This is a genomic window from Shewanella septentrionalis (assembly GCF_025370265.1).
GTDB lineage: Bacteria > Pseudomonadota > Gammaproteobacteria > Enterobacterales > Shewanellaceae > Shewanella > Shewanella hafniensis.
Genome location: NZ_JAMTCC010000057.1, coordinates 1 through 17232 on the forward strand (window position 1 = coordinate 1; position 17232 = coordinate 17232).

13 protein-coding genes and 2 pseudogenes are annotated in these 17232 nt (G+C 45.3%); 3 read left to right on the top strand and 12 right to left on the bottom strand.

What is annotated here, in order from left to right; all coding sequences use genetic code 11:
* Window positions 1–93 (top strand): annotated as a pseudogene (locus NE536_RS21030) (IS5/IS1182 family transposase); the annotation flags it as partial.
* A 108-nt stretch (window positions 94–201) separates the two neighbouring features.
* On the opposite strand, the gene NE536_RS21035 reads toward NE536_RS21030, so the two are convergent.
* The 11 genes from NE536_RS21035 to NE536_RS21085 form a co-directional block, all read right to left on the bottom strand.
* Entirely contained in the window at window positions 202–483 is a 282-nt protein-coding gene (locus tag NE536_RS21035) for a YeaC family protein (protein WP_012089294.1), read from the bottom strand.
* Window positions 480–797, bottom strand: coding sequence for a zinc ribbon domain-containing protein (locus NE536_RS21040; RefSeq protein WP_261273928.1), 318 nt, complete (start codon window positions 795–797; stop codon window positions 480–482). The genes NE536_RS21035 and NE536_RS21040 overlap by 4 nt, the downstream gene beginning before the upstream one ends.
* 12 nt (window positions 798–809) lie before the next feature.
* The gene (locus NE536_RS21045; RefSeq protein WP_006086776.1) at window positions 810–1937 is read right to left on the bottom strand and encodes a M14 family metallopeptidase; all 1128 of its coding nucleotides are present in this window, start codon (window positions 1935–1937) and stop codon (window positions 810–812) included.
* A gap of 225 nt (window positions 1938–2162) precedes the next feature.
* The gene (ssoR, locus tag NE536_RS21050; protein WP_261273929.1) at window positions 2163–2843 is read right to left on the bottom strand and encodes a response regulator transcription factor SsoR; all 681 of its coding nucleotides are present in this window, start codon (window positions 2841–2843) and stop codon (window positions 2163–2165) included.
* Window positions 2844–3104: 261 nt separating this feature from the next.
* Window positions 3105–5642 carry a TonB-dependent receptor plug domain-containing protein gene (locus NE536_RS21055; RefSeq protein ID WP_261273930.1) on the bottom strand — a complete coding sequence of 846 codons (2538 nt, stop codon included), beginning with the start codon at window positions 5640–5642 and terminating at the stop codon, window positions 3105–3107.
* A 1008-nt stretch (window positions 5643–6650) separates the two neighbouring features.
* On the bottom strand, window positions 6651–7655 hold the full coding sequence (ruvB, locus tag NE536_RS21060; RefSeq protein ID WP_006081741.1) for a Holliday junction branch migration DNA helicase RuvB: 1005 nt from the start codon (window positions 7653–7655) through the stop codon (window positions 6651–6653).
* Window positions 7656–7702: 47 nt separating this feature from the next.
* On the bottom strand, window positions 7703–8320 hold the full coding sequence (gene ruvA, locus NE536_RS21065) for a Holliday junction branch migration protein RuvA (RefSeq protein ID WP_006081742.1): 618 nt from the start codon (window positions 8318–8320) through the stop codon (window positions 7703–7705).
* Window positions 8317–8838: a crossover junction endodeoxyribonuclease RuvC gene (gene ruvC, locus NE536_RS21070; protein ID WP_006081743.1), complete on the bottom strand. Its 522-nt coding sequence runs from the start codon at window positions 8836–8838 to the stop codon at window positions 8317–8319. The genes ruvA and ruvC overlap by 4 nt, the downstream gene beginning before the upstream one ends.
* Window positions 8839–8958: 120 nt before the next feature.
* A complete protein-coding gene (locus tag NE536_RS21075) occupies window positions 8959–9705 on the bottom strand; it encodes a YebC/PmpR family DNA-binding transcriptional regulator (RefSeq protein ID WP_261273931.1) in 747 nt (248 codons plus the stop codon).
* A 294-nt stretch (window positions 9706–9999) separates the two neighbouring features.
* A complete protein-coding gene (gene aspS, locus NE536_RS21080) occupies window positions 10000–11778 on the bottom strand; it encodes an aspartate--tRNA ligase (RefSeq protein WP_012089298.1) in 1779 nt (592 codons plus the stop codon).
* Window positions 11779–11962: 184 nt separating this feature from the next.
* A complete protein-coding gene (locus tag NE536_RS21085) occupies window positions 11963–14773 on the bottom strand; it encodes a transporter substrate-binding domain-containing protein (protein ID WP_261273932.1) in 2811 nt (936 codons plus the stop codon).
* 150 nt (window positions 14774–14923) lie between these two features.
* Between NE536_RS21085 and cmoA the strand changes: the two genes are divergently transcribed.
* Together cmoA and cmoB are read left to right on the top strand one after the other, a co-directional pair.
* Window positions 14924–15655 (top strand): carboxy-S-adenosyl-L-methionine synthase CmoA, encoded by a 732-nt coding sequence (gene cmoA / locus NE536_RS21090; RefSeq protein WP_006081747.1) that lies wholly within the window; start codon window positions 14924–14926, stop codon window positions 15653–15655.
* Window positions 15652–16644, top strand: a complete 993-nt coding sequence (gene cmoB / locus NE536_RS21095; protein ID WP_261273933.1) for a tRNA 5-methoxyuridine(34)/uridine 5-oxyacetic acid(34) synthase CmoB — start codon at window positions 15652–15654, stop codon at window positions 16642–16644. Before cmoA ends, cmoB begins: the two co-directional genes overlap by 4 nt.
* A gap of 471 nt (window positions 16645–17115) precedes the next feature.
* Here the strand turns inward: cmoB and NE536_RS23005 are convergent.
* Window positions 17116–17232: pseudogene (locus NE536_RS23005) on the bottom strand (IS91 family transposase); the annotation flags it as partial.

The window sequence follows — 17232 nt, forward strand, 5'->3', positions numbered from 1 at the left end:
GCAATATCAACAAGATATGACAAGCTAGCAAGAAATTACGCCAGTATGGTGTCACTGGCGTTTATGTTAATGTGGCTGCCGATGTATTGCTGAACACCATTTGTACAGCAAAGATCAACAGACCCTAGTAACAAGAAAGCCCATTAAATATGGGCTTTTTGATTTTAACTCAGATTAAACGGCGTCAAACTAATGAGTAAGTTACAAATCTTGTACTTTAAACTCGGCAATTGACTCACCGCGGAATTGCTTTTTCAGCTCAGCTTTAGACAGTTCATTGATTTTACCGTCGGGGGCAATAGTGAAATGCTCAGTTTGCTCAAGCTTACGGGCTTGATACAACATCACGACCTGCAGGGTCGATTCACGCTGCGCTTCACTTAACACAGTGCCATCTTCCCACTTACCCAGCTCTGCTGCACTACGAAGCCTTTCATAGACTTCAATGGGCATTTGATCGATCACTTGATTAATATCTGTCATACACTTTTCCGCTTATGTAACACGATTCTGACTCGTGTGATGAGATAACCCACAAAACCAAACACGAAGCATATTCCGGCGATGTTCGCCCGCATACCTTCGGCAGGTTCACCACCCCAAAACCAAATCACCACGCCTGCAATAAACAAGGTCATAGCAACAAAACTCTGGTTCATTAAGCTGCTGGACTTTTGAATATGACTAATGCGCGATAAGGACTCATTGTCACCATTGGTGCTCGCTTGACAATGGGGACATGAAGGCGCCTTACTCGACATCCGCTTGCGACACACTGGACATTCCATTAATGCCATATCAGCCTCGCCCTAACGTAACTTATCAACAACGGCGAGCATGGCAATAAGCGATGCTTCACCTAAATAAATACTGCGCTCTGGCGACCAACCCACAAAAGGATCGGCCAGATTGTTATTGTCTTTAAAAGGCATTTCGAGGGTATTGGATAAACACTCGAAGGTCTGAGCGACCCAATTAGAGGCTACCGTTAGATTCGCTTGGCCTGGCTCGTCTTTGTCATAGCCAAACTGAGTTTGGAAATCGGCACTGGCTAAGGTCAATGCTTGGCTGAAATCCGCTTGCAGCTGCGCCAACTTATCATTGTAGGCAGGCACGCCCTCGCAACCCGCTAAAAATACATAAGGTAAGCCTTCATCGCCGTGGACATCATAAAACAAGTCGACACCGGTTTGCTGCATCTTGTTGACGACGTGGTACACCTCTGGACTCTTTTCTAAACTCGGCGTTTGCCACTCGCGGTTAAGATTGATGCCAATCGCATTGGTACGCAAATGGCCTCTGACACTGCCATCGGGATTCATGTTCGGCACTATATAGAAATTGGCTTTGTCGAGCAGCGCTTTCGCTGTTGGACAATCATTATCGAGTAAACGATTCACTAGACCTTCGACTAACCATTCAGCCATGGTTTCGCCCGGATGTTGTCTGGCGGTGATCCAAATATTGCGTTTAGAAGGATCGCCATTCCCTACTTTCATCAGGGTAATATCGCGGCCATCTAAGGTCAGGCCCAAATGCTCTAAATTGACATCTGGGTGTAACTGGGCGCTGCTGAGTAAATCTAAGTGACGCTCATAGCTGTATGGCGCAAAGTAAGCGATTTGAATCGCATCGCAGTCCAGCTCTAAGCTAATGCTCAGTTTGCCGTCTTTATACTGTGTAGGAATACGGAACCAATGCTGGCGATCGTAACTGGCCACTGCCTGATAATCTTCCCAACCCTTGGTATAAGAAGCAGTGCCCGCGTTAATAATATTTAAGGTGTAATGGTTACCCACCTCACCTTCGAATCGAAAATTGAACCATTGATAAAACTCGCCGCCCGCATCGGGACGAATAGCCAGTTGAATATCGTCTTTATTATCAAGATTGACGACTTGGATATTTCCGCCATCAAAGTTGGCACTGATCCGCATATTGATTCCTAATAGGTTGTTAAAGCTAAGGGCTCTTAATGGCACGCGGCGTATAGCACGCGGCACATTTTATTATATGGCCGATAGGATAAACCAAAACATCCCAAGGGGAAAACGAAAGCCAGAAAATTCCATCAAGGCCCGTTACAGTCGTCCTTTTATTAACCAAGATTTTCGCCAAACTTCTACAAAATCTTGCCGCTAACGAGACACCGAAGTATGACGTTAAGCCATGAAGCTATAACCTTGGCCTCGAACTGTATTGATTAAGTTACGCGGCAAGCTGATGTTGGCTAATTTACGGCGCGTGTTACTAATGTGCATATCAAGATTGCGGTCAAATCGGCCCAGATCTTTTTGTAACACTGAACGCTGTAACTCTTGCTTAGTGATTACCTGGCCTTTTCTTTCAAACAAATATTTAAATAATTTAAATTCAGTTTGGGTCAAATCGACATAACGGCTGCCAATAGTGATCCTGTAACTCATATCATCAAAGTTAATCACTTTCGCCGCCACAGTCGCCATTTGCGGCTGATGAGATTGACTAATACAAAGACGGCGTTCTAAGACGCGTAAGCGCACAAAAAGCTCTTTGATGCTAAATGGTTTACTCAAAAAATCATCGGCACCTAATTCATAGCCAGTGATACGATCGTCTTCATTATCCCGTGCAGAGACCATCAATACTGGCGTTGAGCATTCCCGCGCTTTTAGCAGCTCAAAACCATTCATTTGCGGCATGACCAAATCGAGCACTATGATGTCGGGTGCAAAACGTTCAATGCATGCCAGGCCATCGACACCATTCACCGCACATTCAACTTCATGTCCTTGCGTGCCCAAGGCATCGGCCAACCAAGCACTAAACAAGGGATCATCATCGACTAAGAGTATTTTACTCATCCTTAAAACCCAAACGAGAATCTATATCATTTATATTAGCATGCGAATCGAAATGACTCTAGACCTATTACATTCGTTAAGAAATGTGATGTTGAAAACTGTGAACAAAATACGACATTAGGGGAAGATTAAACGAAGAATGGCTATTGAAAAATGACGAGTCAAATAATGGTAAGCCACTGAAGAATCTGTGTCTGGTTCCATTTCACAATAAAAAAGCGCCCTAAGGCGCTTTTTAAACACTAAGAGTATTAACTTAGCTTAGAACTTAACCGTTACACCACCGTAAATAGTACGGCCAATGGTGTCGTACACTTCAGGAACGGTACCACCATCGCTACCGTTGGATACAGTAACTGGTTTTTCATCAGTGAAGTTCTTAACTCCCAAACTGACAGTCGTCATATCATTGATATGATAAGTACCTGAAATATTGTGGTAAAGAATTGAGTCAGCATCTGTACCTTCAGCTAAGTCAGTCATGCCGCCGATATAACGATTGAAGTACATAACACTCCAGTCATCTTGACCAGCTGAAAGACTAAAGTTATTACGAACGCGAGCATAAGCGCCAAAGTTACCATCGATAGTACCAGTATAGGTTTCACCGTCCTGCTCGAAGTTGACTAAGTAAGTCGTGTCATTGTTCACTTTCCAATCTAAACCAATCAGCTCGAAACTATAGGCTAAGTTAAAATCAACACCACTCGTATCTTGTGAGCCCACGTTAGTCAGTGCGTTAGTTAAGTTATCTAAATCACCATTCGCACCGATTTTGAAGATTTCACAAGATGCTTCGCCCGTTTTATCTCCTTTAGTCTGGAATCTATGACATGCGTCTAGGCCAACTTGCGTATCCATACGTGCAATTGCGTTATCTAACTTAAAACGCCAATAGTCAAGAGTCACCGACATACCATCAACATAGCTTGGAGAATATACTAAACCAGCTGTATAAGACTCAGACTCTTCAGGCTTCAAATCTTGGTCTGATGTACGGTTAACAAGGATTTGTGCATCCTTAATTTTACCCCATGGGTCAGTTAAATAATCAAATGAACCTGAGTTACCGCCATACAATTCACTCACACTCGGTGCACGGAAACCGGTAGCAGCCACACCACGTATCATTAAATCATCTGTTGCTGTGTAGGTTAAACCAATCTTCCAAGTCGTTGCTTTACCGAAAGTAGAGTAATCGTCTAAACGTAGCGCAAATTCACCCGTTAATTTCTCAGTGAAAGGTACACTTACTTCTTGGAAAATAGAAATAACGTTATAGTTACCATCTGTAGGGTCTTGTTGAGCGGCAGTACTTTCACCAGCAACAACTATTGGATCGGGATTATAGAAACCACTTTCGCGACGGTATTCAGCACCAAGAGCAAAGCCAACAGCGCCCGCTTTCAGGTCAAACAACTCACCATTCAAACCTGCAGATAGCGTTTGTTGCTCGTTACCACCATTGGCTTGTTCAGAATAACCAATTTCATTGATCATTTGCTGAGTTATTGGAGTGCCGCTAAACCATGCATCTGGATTTGCATAGATTGATGACTTCATATCTGATGCATTAATAGAATTATCTACTGCAGTTTTAGCTTGGTTTTTACCATAGGTATAGGTTACATCCCAGTTCATACCAGTATGAACATCTAAGGTACCTGCTAAACCACCAGATAAACGCCAAGTGTCGGTATCTTGAGTATAAATACGAGGACCAACATCGTTAGTACGACGACGATAATTCACTAATCCTTTATCGTTGGCTTTAATTCCAGCAGCGATCATCTCACTATCTAATGTCAAACATGGGGCACCAGCTGGAGTATGAGAATCACCACAAACATTTAAGCCAATATTTGCAGGTTGTGCCGCCATTTGTTGATTTGAGCGACGGTTAGTGTAGATAGCATCAGCAGTTAATACTACGTCGTTACCTAACTCTTGAGTCATGTTTGCGAACAAACTACGGCGTTCACTTGGAGTTTGGTAGTAACTATCCTGCGTATAATCGTAAGTATTCTCTTGGTCTACCCACTTACCATTGGCATCTTTAACCATGTAATCTAAAGCGCCTGTTGGGATTGTCCAACTTTCACCAGCTGGTGTCCAGCTACGGTCACTCTGGATCACACCACGACGATCTGAGTAAGCCGCACCAAAGGTGTAGTTACCACCATCGGTATTGAAACCATATAAAGCACTTACGTCGCCGTTACGGCCATCGCCTTTATCAGTACCACTACCGTTAAAGTCTAGTTGGAAACCCTCAAAGTCTTTCTTAGTAATAATGTTCACTACACCTGCAATCGCATCTGAACCGTATACCGCTGAAGCACCGTCTTTCAGGATTTCAACGCGAGCGATCATAGCAACTGGGATAGAGTTTAAATCGACAGAACTATTGGCGCCAGAACCTGAGTTCACCATACGACGGCCATTCAGCAACACAAGCGTACGTTGTGAGCCCATACCACGTAAATCAACTTGCGCAACACCATCTGCACCGTTGTTCGTAGTTGAACCAATGGCTGCACCCGCCATAGATGTTTGCACTTGTAACATTTGGTCTACAGAAGTGAAACCTTCTGCTTTAATCGCGGCTGCATCAATAACGGTCACAGGAGAAGCTGTTTCCATATCTTGGCGTTGGATGCGTGAACCCGTGACTTCAATACGTTCAACTTTTGCTTTTTCTTCCGCTGCAAATACGCTTGTCGTAACAAATGCACCTGAAGTGATAGATGCAACGATAGCTAAGTTAATAGCCGACGCAACTTTGGTTCTTTTGATCATGTATGAATGCTCCCTAGTCTTACTATTATTTTTATGCTTACAGCTTGTACAACTATTGCTGTACTAGTGTTGCAGTCGATACTGAGGATTCACTTTAATTCCGTCAACGCTCAAAATATTAACCAACAGAAAGATATTGTTAAAAAATATAATGACTTATGTTTAATTTTATAGATGTTATTTTTTATAATACTTAATTTATACAATAGTTCAGGGATTAAGGCTTAGTAATGACAAATAAACAGCTGCTAATACTGTTAACAAATAACAATGTAGCAACATATTGAGTATCGATAAATGTGACGCAGATCACACTTCAGTAAATGACTATAAACACACCTTAGAACAGAATGTTGATTAACTATTGCTAAAAATGCATAGCTATAGACATGAGCAGCTAACCTGACACTTAAAACCCTAAGATAAATGTGCTAAATCAGCATCTAAGGAAAGATACAGCCAGTATCAATTGTAATATTTATGCAAATAAATATTGCCTCACACTGAATAGAAACAATATGGATACAAACAGTTCCGCATAACGCGTCGATTAAAATGATACTCAATTGATTAGTTATTTTGAGGATTTAATAAGCTACACCCTATTTGTAAAGTTAAGTTAATCTAAGTAAAAAGCAGTTCCAATAAGTAAACTGGCCTTTTATAGTACAAAAATCACACCACGTAGATGCATTTATTAATAAATATCGGTTTAGTAAATAGCCATAAATAATTAGTATTTATGTAAATATCATTATTTCTGTATTAATAAAAACCAAAAATTGCTGTAATACTTGTATAGATTAATAGAGCTTAATATTAACAAAACCGATATATGTATACTCACAAAAATCCTCACATCCTCTACAATGAACGCCTATTAAAACATAGTCTTTTTTGTTCAAGAGTCGTTTTTGCTTCACCCAAACTGTACGCAAAGGTAAATCTCACCCATAAAAAAGCGACCACTTAGGTCGCCTTTCATTATCGGTATTATCAAGCAGATGGTTATTCAGGTTTGATCAACTCAAAATGCTGGTATGCCCGTGCGGTTGCAATGCGGCCGCGGGGCGTGCGTTGGATAAACCCTTGCTGGATCAAGAAAGGTTCTAACACATCTTCAATGGTTTCACGCTCTTCGCCGATGGCTGCGGCTAAGTTATCCAGTCCTACTGGTCCACCCATAAATTTATCGATAATAGCCAGTAACAATTTGCGATCCATATAATCGAAACCTTCACTATCCACATCTAACAAGTCTAAAGCGTGTTCGGCCACAAACTTAGTGACTGCACCGTCATGCTTCACCTGCGCGTAATCCCGCACGCGACGCAGCAATCGGTTGGCTATTCGCGGTGTTCCGCGTGAACGGCGCGCGATTTCAAATGCGCCTTCAGCATCAATATCCAGCTCCATTACCTGCGCCGAACGCGTGACTATGGTGCTTAAATCTTTGATGTTATAGAACTCAAGCCGCAGCGGGATCCCAAAACGCGCCCGAAGTGGTGAGGTTAACGCCCCTGCCCGTGTTGTTGCGCCCACTAGAGTGAACGGCGGTAAATCAAGCTTGATGGAACGCGCTGCAGGCCCTTCACCTATCATGATATCCAGCTGATAATCTTCCATCGCCGGATACAAAATCTCTTCTACCACAGGGCTTAATCGGTGGATTTCATCGATGAATAACACATCACCGGATTCAAGGTTGGTCAGGAGAGCGGCGAGATCTCCGGCTTTTTCAAGCACGGGACCCGAGGTAGATTTAATGTTTACCCCCATCTCGTTCGCAACAATCATGGCTAAGGTGGTTTTACCCAATCCCGGCGGACCATAGATCAACATATGATCTAAGGCTTCGTTGCGATTCTTCGCTGCTTGAATAAACACCTTAAGCTGCGCCCGAGTGTCATCTTGGCCCGTGTATTCATCGAGCATTTTAGGGCGCATTGCCCTGTCGATGGATTCATCTTGAGCTTGGATCTGCGGCTGGATGAGTCTGTCTGCCTCAATCATTATTATTCCTTCTCGCAGCTTTCATCTTAATTATCATCATTATCCAATTAAAGCATCGACTTAAGGGCAGCTTTGATCAGAGTCTCTGAATCCATACCTTCTTTGTAGGCTGCAGAAACTGATTTACTCGCCTGCGGCGGTTTATAACCCAACGAAATTAAAGCTGAAATGGCGTCTTCTTCGGCGCTATTGACTGTCGGCGCAGGAGAGTAATTAGATTGCAGCACAAACTCACGCTCTGAACCTGCTGAGGCTTCCATCAAGCTCTTGAGCTTATCGCGCATTTCTACCAGTAACCGCTCGGCGGTCTTCTTACCCACACCCGGTAATTTCACTAAGGTCACTATGTCATCACGCTCAACACAACCCACAAATTCTCCGGCTGTCATGCCTGATAAAATGGTCAGTGCGAGCTTGGGACCCACGCCATTGGTCTTGATCAGTAAGCGAAATAACGCCCTTTCCTGTTTAGTGATAAAACCATAGAGTAACTGTGCATCTTCACGCACCACAAAGTGGGTGTACACCATAGTTTCATGGTTAACTTCAGGCAACTCATAAAAGCTGGTGAGCGGCATCTGCAACTCGTAACCCACACCATTAACATCGATCAAAATTTCTGGCGCTTGTTTCTCAACTAGCACACCCCGTAAACGACCTATCATCTGTACCGTCCGTATGTTCTTGCCGTTGCCCGGCCACTCAATGCGATTAAACTCTGGCTGGTGTGATAATGACACACAGCAACACCGAGTGCATCTGCGGCGTCAGCTTGTGGGGCTGCGGGTAGTTTTAGTAGTTGTTGGATCATGTGTTGTACTTGAGCTTTCTGTGCTCGCCCTGTGCCAACGACTGCACTTTTAATTTGAGTCGCACTGTATTCCGCCACAGGTAAATTGGCGACAGTTGCGGCGACAATGGCCGCGCCCCGTGCTTGGCCAAGCTTGAGCGCAGAATCGGCATTTTTTGCCATAAATACTCGCTCAATCGCAAATTCGTCCGGTTGATACTGACGAATAATTTCAGTGATCCCATCAAAAATTTGCTTGAGCCTACCAGGAAGCTCTTCAGACGAAGTGCGAATACAGCCACTGCCGAGGTAAATCTGATGCCGCCCCTGACATTGGATCACGCCATAGCCGGTGATCCGTGAACCTGGGTCAACACCTAAAATAATTGCCATTTAATGCCTTATATGGGATCTGAATGTTCGTCTCAGTTCCTGGATTAGCGAGTGTCCTACGTTAGCGTGTGCGAGCTGAAATTGGTCTAGATTGACGCCCAAATCCAGCTCACAGTCAATCTAACCTAGGCTTGCCATCACATCATCGGAGATTTCCGCATTATGATACACTTCTTGCACATCGTCATGATCTTCAAGGGTATCGATAAGGCGCATAAATTTTTCGGCGGTGTCTAGATCAAGCTCAGCTTTCGTCGAGGCTATCATCGCGATTTCGGCATTATCCGCCACAAAATGGGCTTTATCGAGCTGCTCTTTCACTGTATAGAAATCAACGGGATCGGTGAAGACGTCAATCGCGCCATCATCATAGCTGACAATATCTTCCGCACCCGCTTCAAGCGCCGCTTCCATCAATGCATCTTCATCGGTTCCCGGCGCATAGGATAACACCCCACGCTTAGTGAACAGATAAGAAACCGACCCATCCGTGCCTAAGTTACCGCCCGATTTACTAAACGCATTGCGCACACCGCTCACAGTCCGATTACGATTGTCCGTCATGGTTTCGACCATCACAGCGGTGCCGCCTGGGCCATAACCTTCATATAGAATGGTTTCGAGTTGCTGACCTTCCAACTCACCGGCGCCGCGTTTAATCGCACGCTCAACCGTGTCTCGGGTCATATTGCCGCCGAGGGCTTTATCAATGGCGACACGTAATCGTGGATTGGAATCGGGATCTGAGCCGCCTTCACGGGCTGCGACGGTTAATTCGCGAATGAATTTAGTAAAGAGTTTACCGCGTTTAGCATCTTGAGCTGCTTTACGGTGCTTAATGTTGGCCCATTTACTGTGACCTGCCATGGGAAGTCTCCTTAACTGAGGTGTCATCGCATAGCTTATCAAGAGCCGAGGTGTAATGGATTGAATAACGGCTATTTAGGATTGAACAAATAGATATTGATAAGCAAAGAAATGACGGTTCACTAAAACAGACCGAGGCTTGCGCCTCGGTTTTCGGTACGACTAAAAATAACTGATAAGGACTAATGCTAATAGACTAACGCCAATCGCCTTTCACAAAACGAGTTACACAACGTCGACTTGAATAAGGTCGATTTGCATAAGATCGATTTACAAAAGCCCTGTTACAAAAGATCAGTCTTCCGTTTTAACGGCTTTCTCAACCACGGCAATGCCAAGTTCAGCTAACTGCTGCGGATTTGCAAATCCTGGTGCGTTAGTCAGCGGACAAGCGGCTGTAGTCGTTTTCGGGAACGCCATCACATCGCGGATTGAGCTTGCGCCCGTCATCAGCATAATGATGCGGTCTAAACCAAACGCTAAACCTGCATGCGGCGGAGTACCGTAACGAAGTGCTTCTAACAGGAAGCCGAACTTCTCTTTAGCTTCTTCGTCGGTAATACCCAAAATACGGAATACCGCAGACTGCATTTCTTGGTTGTGGATACGCACTGAACCACCGCCTAATTCGCAGCCGTTTAATACCATATCGTAAGCATCAGAAACACGATTTGCTGGGTTAGCTTCAAGTTCTGCCGCCGTTACGCCGCGCGGTGCGGTGAACGGATGGTGAACAGCGTGGAAATTGCCGTTGATTTTCTCAAACATTGGGAAGTCAACCACCCACAGTGGACGCCATTCGCCTTGTAATAAGTTGAAATCTTCGCCGGCTTTAAGACGCAGTGCACCCATAGATTCAGCAACCACAGTCGCTTGGTCAGCACCAAACAGAATAATGTCACCGGTTTGCGCGCCAGTGCGGCTAACGATTTCATTGACTATGCTTTCGTTTAAAAATTTCAGCACAGGTGATTGAATGCCCTCTAAGCCAAGGCTTAGGTCATTAATCTTCATCCACGCTAAGCCTTTAGCACCATAAATGCCAACAAACTTAGTATAATCATCTATTTGCTTACGAGACAGTGCAGCGCCGCCAGGAATACGCAGTGCAGCAACACGGCCTTCTTCATCGTTAGCAGGGCCTGAGAATACCGCAAATTCGACTTCTTTGAGTAAATCGGCAATGTCCACCAGCTCTAATGGGTTACGTAAATCTGGCTTATCTGAACCGAAACGACGCATCGCTTCGTTGTAGGTCATGCGTGGGAACTCGCCCAGATCTACGTTCAGCATTTCAAGGAACAGACCGCGCATCATCTCTTCGGTTTTCGCCATCACTTGCTCAGAGCTCATGAAAGACGTTTCGATATCGATTTGGGTGAATTCTGGCTGACGGTCGGCACGTAAATCTTCATCACGGAAGCATTTTACGATTTGATAGTAGCGATCAAAGCCTGACATCATCAGCAACTGTTTAAACAGCTGTGGCGATTGTGGCAAGGCAAAGAACTGACCTTTATAAGTACGGCTTGGTACTAAATAATCGCGGGCACCTTCTGGGGTTGCCTTGGTCAGGATCGGTGTTTCTATGTCTAAGAAACCGTTTGAGTCGAGGAAACGACGCACAGAACTGGTCACTTTAGCGCGGAAAATTAATCGCTGCGCCATTTCTGGACGACGTAAATCTAAGTAACGATACTTAAGACGTTGCTCTTCGCTGTTGTTCTGGTAGTTATCCATGCTCAATGGCAGTGGATCGGCAGCGTTGATGATAGTCAGGGCTTGGCCTAAGACTTCAATTTCACCGGTCTTCATTTGACCATTGACTTGGCTGTCAGGACGGGCGCGAACTAGGCCTTTAACCTGAACGCAAAATTCGGCGCGCAGCGTGCTGGCGACATTGAACACCTCAGGTAAGTCTGGATCATAGACCACTTGGATCAGACCTTCTCTGTCTCTTAAATCTAAAAAGACAACGCCACCCAAATCACGGCTACGATTAACCCAACCTACCAAGGTAACTTCTTGTCCAACGTGAGACTTATTGACGTCTCCACAATAATGACTGCGCATCTAACTCTATCCTTTATCCGGAAACCGGTGCTTTGGAAATAATCAAAACGAGATAAAAGCGGCATTATAGTAAAATAATGCCGATTACCAAAGTACTTCACACTTAGGCGGTGAAGTATCAAACAGTTTTACGCCCTTGACTAGAGGCGAACGCACTATCTGAGCATGAGCGTTCAAAAAAACATCAAGCTGAGCGATAACAACGCCCGCCGCAACTTTTTGCTTGGTACATCAGCTGATCGGCTTTTTTCAATAAGCCTATCGCGGTATCACCATCGCGGGGATAAATCACCACGCCCATACTGACTGCTATGCTGACACTGACGCCTTGAATAAGCAAAGGGCTCGACAGTGCCTGTAGAATATTATCAGCAACTTGGGTTGCAGCATCGAGATCTTGCACACGATTTAGCAGGATAACAAACTCATCGCCGCCAAATCGCGCCACGGTATCTGAGCCACGGATAACCTTGGTTAACTTTTGGGCAACTTGTACCAGCAATTCATCGCCAATCGGATGACCGTGTTGATCATTAATCTGTTTAAAGCCATCCAAATCGATGAATAGTAAGGAAAAGTGTGCTTGCTCGCGCTGATGGGACAGCAAAGCTTGGGCTAATCTGTCATCGAGCAAGGCGCGGTTAGGTAACTGAGTCAAAGCATCGTGGTTCGCCACATGCAACAAACGTTTTTCAGCCACTAATCGCTGAGTGATCTCACGATTTAAGCGGCGATTCACTAACAACACTGCCACCATCACTAAGCACAAGATTATCACGCCAAATACGATATAACGCAGCCATTGCAGATATTTAGCACTCTCTGTCACGACAGAAAATGACACCCAACGCGCATAAATTTGCTGCTGATGCTGAGTATCAATCAAGGCTAAGGCTTTGTTAATCATTGGCACCAGCGGCGCAAACTGAGGATAAACACCAATATGGCTATGCTGATCGGCAAGATCACTCAGCAGCGACATTTTCAGCGTCGGGTAGTGACTGGTTTTAAGTTCGGAGGCCAATGTCACCACTTTATCGATAAACACATCCGCATTGCCATTCGTCACCGCCGCCAATCCCGCCTGCGTATTTGGCACTATCACTAACTTGAGTGAAGGTTCCAGACTCATCAATTGCGCCACCAAATGATAGCCCTCGACCACGGCCACCCTTTGCCCTGCAAGCTGGGCAATATTGAATACCGAGACTTGCTCCAATTGCGACACCAATGCCCACGGCGATGGCCAATAAGCCTCACTAAACGCTAAACGCTGCTGGCGCTCTGCCGTTTGGGCGACACTGCCGGCTAAACTTACCTCGCCCTTTTGCAACGCCTCGATTAACGAATGCCAATCATCAAAGGCAACGGGCGTCAGCTTAAGTTTGAGCTGTTCCTTGAGTAATTTGACGATATCGCTGTTGATCCCCGCAAACTCGCCCTGCTCATCCATAAACTCCATCGGCGGCCATTGCTTTAAATAGCCCACTTTAAGCTCGCCTACACTTTCCACATAGGCCTGTTCTGCAGTGCTTAAGCTGACATGCCGTTCAGTTTGGGTAAAAACATGATCTTTGGGATTGAGCATCCATTTATTTTCAATATCGGCAAACTCTTGATTGCTAATATTGTTAAATCCATTGGCGATCCGCTGCGTCAGGCCAGGATCATCACTGCGAGTCAGCACATAAATATTGGTGCTAAATTCGAGATTGGGATACTGGCTAAAGTCAGACCAGCCTTTATTGAGCAGTAAATAATGGGATGTCCATGCACCCGAAGCCACAAAGCCAACAATCTCGCCCGATCTTGCGCCCGCGACCATAGCATCCATATTGTCGTAATAGCGCAATGCCACTTGGGGTAAGGCTTTACGTAACTCTACGAGATAAGGCGCCGTCGGCACCACCCCGATACGTTTGCCTTTTAAGCTGTCTAAATCGGTTAACTGTTGCTGATAGAGAAAGAGTCGACTCTTAACCGTATATAAATGCCAAGCCCGACTAAGCCCCGTTTTGACATCCTCGCTCTCAGGATAACCAATATGGGCATCGGCAAGACCACGGCGAACATCATCCACGCTGGAGTTCATATCGCCAGAAATATAATCAACGGCGATACCGGTTTTCTCAGACCAAAGCTGCCACATATCTACATACAAGCCATGGGGTAAGCCATCAACACCTAAGTCCACAAAAGGCTCGACGCCCAGTTGCATGGAAATAACAATCCCAGCTTGTTGACGTTGATAACCAAGCCATCGTCGCTCCGTTTGCTGGATAAAGTGTGCATCGAGCGCGGTGAAACCTTTATTGATCCTATCGACCAAATCAAGATTGCCTTTTTTGACCGCAGGAACAAATTGCATCGCCTTAATTTGGATACGCGCCGTATTGGGATAATTCGCAGCAATCTCTTGGGATGAAGCGGGATCTTTCAAATAACCTTCTAAGCCCGCAAACACCATAATCTCGCCAGCGGCGACCCCAGCGAGTAATTTCTCGCGACTTTCGTAGCGTTTAAACACAAGCTGAGGTTCGATACGGTGCAATTCCGCTTCATGAGACGAAGCCGATACCACACCAATTTGAAAGGGGATCAGTTCTTTAATGGACTTTTTACCCTGCAAGGATTTATGCAAATACAAAAAAGTACCCACATCGGCGATGGGCACAGTAAAGTCGAACTCTTGCTCACGCTCAGGGGTTTTCCCCATGCCGATATGCACTTGCGCCTTACCTTGCCGCAGTTGGTCAAGGGACTCGTGCCAGTGGCGCGCCACAAAAATCACTTGGGTATGGCTTTGTTTCGCCCACTCTTTCCATAAATCGACCAGTAGTCCAGTCGGCTCGCCATCGTTGTCGACATATTGATAGGGAAAGCTATCTTCACCCATCACCACGATTAATGGCTCGTCGGGCAATGGAGTTGCCTGCCCTGTTATGCTCAAAAAACAGCTGCACAAGATCACAATTAAGTGGATCACAAACTTCAAGTTGAGCCCTTAGTACTTGATGTACATGTAACGATTTTGTTATCTATGGCGTATTAGACAAAAATTTATCGCAAATTACCAGTATGAGACTTGCTGCTAATCGCTCGGATTCGTTAAAATGCCGGGTTGAATTCCCATGAAAAATCTCAGATGAACGTTTCTCAAGACACTATCTACGCTCAAGCGAGCGAGCATATTAGCGATTTCCAGTTTGATAACCGTGTAGCAGGCGTGTTCAGTGACATGATCCGCCGCTCAGTGCCTGGATATACGCAAATTATCAATACCATAGGCGATTTTGCAGATCGTTTCGTCATGCCAAATACTCAAATTTACGATTTGGGTTGCTCACTCGGTGCCGCCACCTTAAGTATTCGCCGCCAAATCCAAGGCCGCCAATGCCGCATTATCGCTGTAGATAACAGTGAATCTATGGTCGCACGCTGCCAAGAGAACCTGAATGCCTATGTCAGCGATACGGATGTCGATCTGGTTTGCGGTGATATTCGCGATATCGATATTCAAAATGCGTCATTGGTGGTACTCAATTTTACCTTGCAATTTTTACCACCAGAAGACAGAGAAACCCTGATAGCCAAGATTTATCAGGGTCTTAATCCCGGCGGGATTTTAGTGCTGTCTGAAAAAATTCGCTTCGAAGATGCTCCTATCCAAACCTTATTGGAAGAGCAACATTTGGACTTTAAACGCGCTAATGGTTACAGCGAACTTGAGATCAGCCAAAAACGCAGTGCGCTGGAAAATGTCATGAAGCCAGACACCTTAACCACGCATCAACAACGACTCACCAGCCAAGGCTTCAGTCACTTTAGTCTCTGGTTCCAATGCTTTAACTTTGCTTCTATGGTGGCCATCAAGTGATCAGCTTTAGCTCATTTTACCAACAAATCGCCGATTCGAATCTACAGCACTGGCTCGAAACCCTGCCGAGCATTTTAGGCAAGTGGCAACGGGAGCATAAACACGGCAACCTGCCAAAGTGGGAAAAAGTGCTCAACAAGCTGCACTATCCGGCACCCGACCAAGTGGATTTTGTTGATAGCGTGACCGTCGGTAGCGGCGAGCAACTCAGCCCAGGCGAAAAAGAGAAGCTAGAAAACCTGCTGCGTCTGTTTATGCCATGGCGTAAAGGCCCCTTCCACATTCATGGCATACATATCGATACCGAATGGCGCAGTGACTGGAAATGGGACCGCGTTAAGCAACATATTTCGCCGCTAAACAACCGCACTGTGCTCGATGTCGGTTGTGGCAGTGGCTATCACATGTGGCGCATGTTGGGCTCAGGTGCTAAGCGCGTCGTCGGTATCGACCCTTCGCCGTTGTTTTTATGTCAATTTGAGGCGGTAAAACGGTTAGCAGGCACACATCACCCTGTGCACTTGTTGCCTCTTGGCATTGAAGAGCTGCCACCGCTTGATGCATTTGACACAGTTTTCTCCATGGGCGTTTTGTATCACAGGCGTTCACCTATCGATCACTTGTTACAGCTGCGTGATCAATTGCGCACCGGTGGTGAGCTCGTGCTAGAAACCTTAGTGATAGATGGCGACGAAAACGCCGTACTCGTGCCTCAAGATAGATATGGCAAAATGAATAATGTATGGTTTATTCCGTCCGTTGCCGCCCTCATGCTCTGGTTAAAGAAGTGTGATTTTACCGACATACGTTGTGTAGATACCGATGTCACAGCCCTTGCTGAGCAACGCCGTACCGACTGGATGCCTAACGAGTCACTGGTTGAATACTTAGATCCTAACGACATCACCAAAACGGTTGAAGGTTATCCTGCGCCCAAACGTGCCACGATTATCGCGGTGAAAAATCAGCCTAATCAGGATTTAAACTAACCTTTTCAGTCTGAAGTAAGCGAATATCAGTCATTACGTCCTCAGAGTTTGAGTTGGTAATGGCTGATATCAAAAGCCGAAAGATCACCATTCATCTAGTACATCTGGAATATGTAAGTGTTCAGCAGCTCAGTGTAACTCCTTCCTTGAATAGCAATACATTTGCGACTCCCACCCTTATCGTTGACATCCAGAACATAACAGGGTTTCATGCATAACAAATAAGGATAGGCCGCGCGTAGCCGCGACCTTATCCCAAGTGTTGAACAAGCCCGATGCTGGTTGTTGACACTTTATTATGCAAATAGCGGATTGAGAATTTGAGGGTGCTAAGGTCGTACTTTGAAAGAGACTTTTTTGCAGACATGACCCGCCCTTAGCGAACGAGCTAATATTTTTATCACTTTTTTATCAAGCCTTTATCGAGTCCTCATTTTGTTTGGTTAACCCGTTATCCTTATACTTCTCGCCTTAAGCGGTGATATTAGCCCCTGTCGGTCGATGACGCATATGAACGCCCATAAAATGCATAGCTTGATGGCAACAAGGGCAATAGCGCACGGCTAAGGCACGTTTGACCTCTGGTAA

What these genes read in the sequence shown, in the direction of transcription:
- NE536_RS21075 (WP_261273931.1), bottom strand. Translation starts at nt 9,705, where the DNA reads ATGGCAGGTCACAGTAAATGGGCCAACATTAAGCACCGTAAAGCAGCT.
- NE536_RS21035 (WP_012089294.1), bottom strand. Translation starts at nt 483, where the DNA reads ATGACAGATATTAATCAAGTGATCGATCAAATGCCCATTGAAGTCTAT.
- cmoA (WP_006081747.1), top strand. Translation starts at nt 14,924, where the DNA reads ATGAACGTTTCTCAAGACACTATCTACGCTCAAGCGAGCGAGCATATT.
- ssoR (WP_261273929.1), bottom strand. Translation starts at nt 2,843, where the DNA reads ATGAGTAAAATACTCTTAGTCGATGATGATCCCTTGTTTAGTGCTTGG.
- ruvB (WP_006081741.1), bottom strand. Translation starts at nt 7,655, where the DNA reads ATGATTGAGGCAGACAGACTCATCCAGCCGCAGATCCAAGCTCAAGAT.
- ruvC (WP_006081743.1), bottom strand. Translation starts at nt 8,838, where the DNA reads ATGGCAATTATTTTAGGTGTTGACCCAGGTTCACGGATCACCGGCTAT.
- ruvA (WP_006081742.1), bottom strand. Translation starts at nt 8,320, where the DNA reads ATGATAGGTCGTTTACGGGGTGTGCTAGTTGAGAAACAAGCGCCAGAA.
- NE536_RS21045 (WP_006086776.1), bottom strand. Translation starts at nt 1,937, where the DNA reads ATGCGGATCAGTGCCAACTTTGATGGCGGAAATATCCAAGTCGTCAAT.
- NE536_RS21040 (WP_261273928.1), bottom strand. Translation starts at nt 797, where the DNA reads ATGGCATTAATGGAATGTCCAGTGTGTCGCAAGCGGATGTCGAGTAAG.
- NE536_RS21055 (WP_261273930.1), bottom strand. Translation starts at nt 5,642, where the DNA reads ATGATCAAAAGAACCAAAGTTGCGTCGGCTATTAACTTAGCTATCGTT.
- aspS (WP_012089298.1), bottom strand. Translation starts at nt 11,778, where the DNA reads ATGCGCAGTCATTATTGTGGAGACGTCAATAAGTCTCACGTTGGACAA.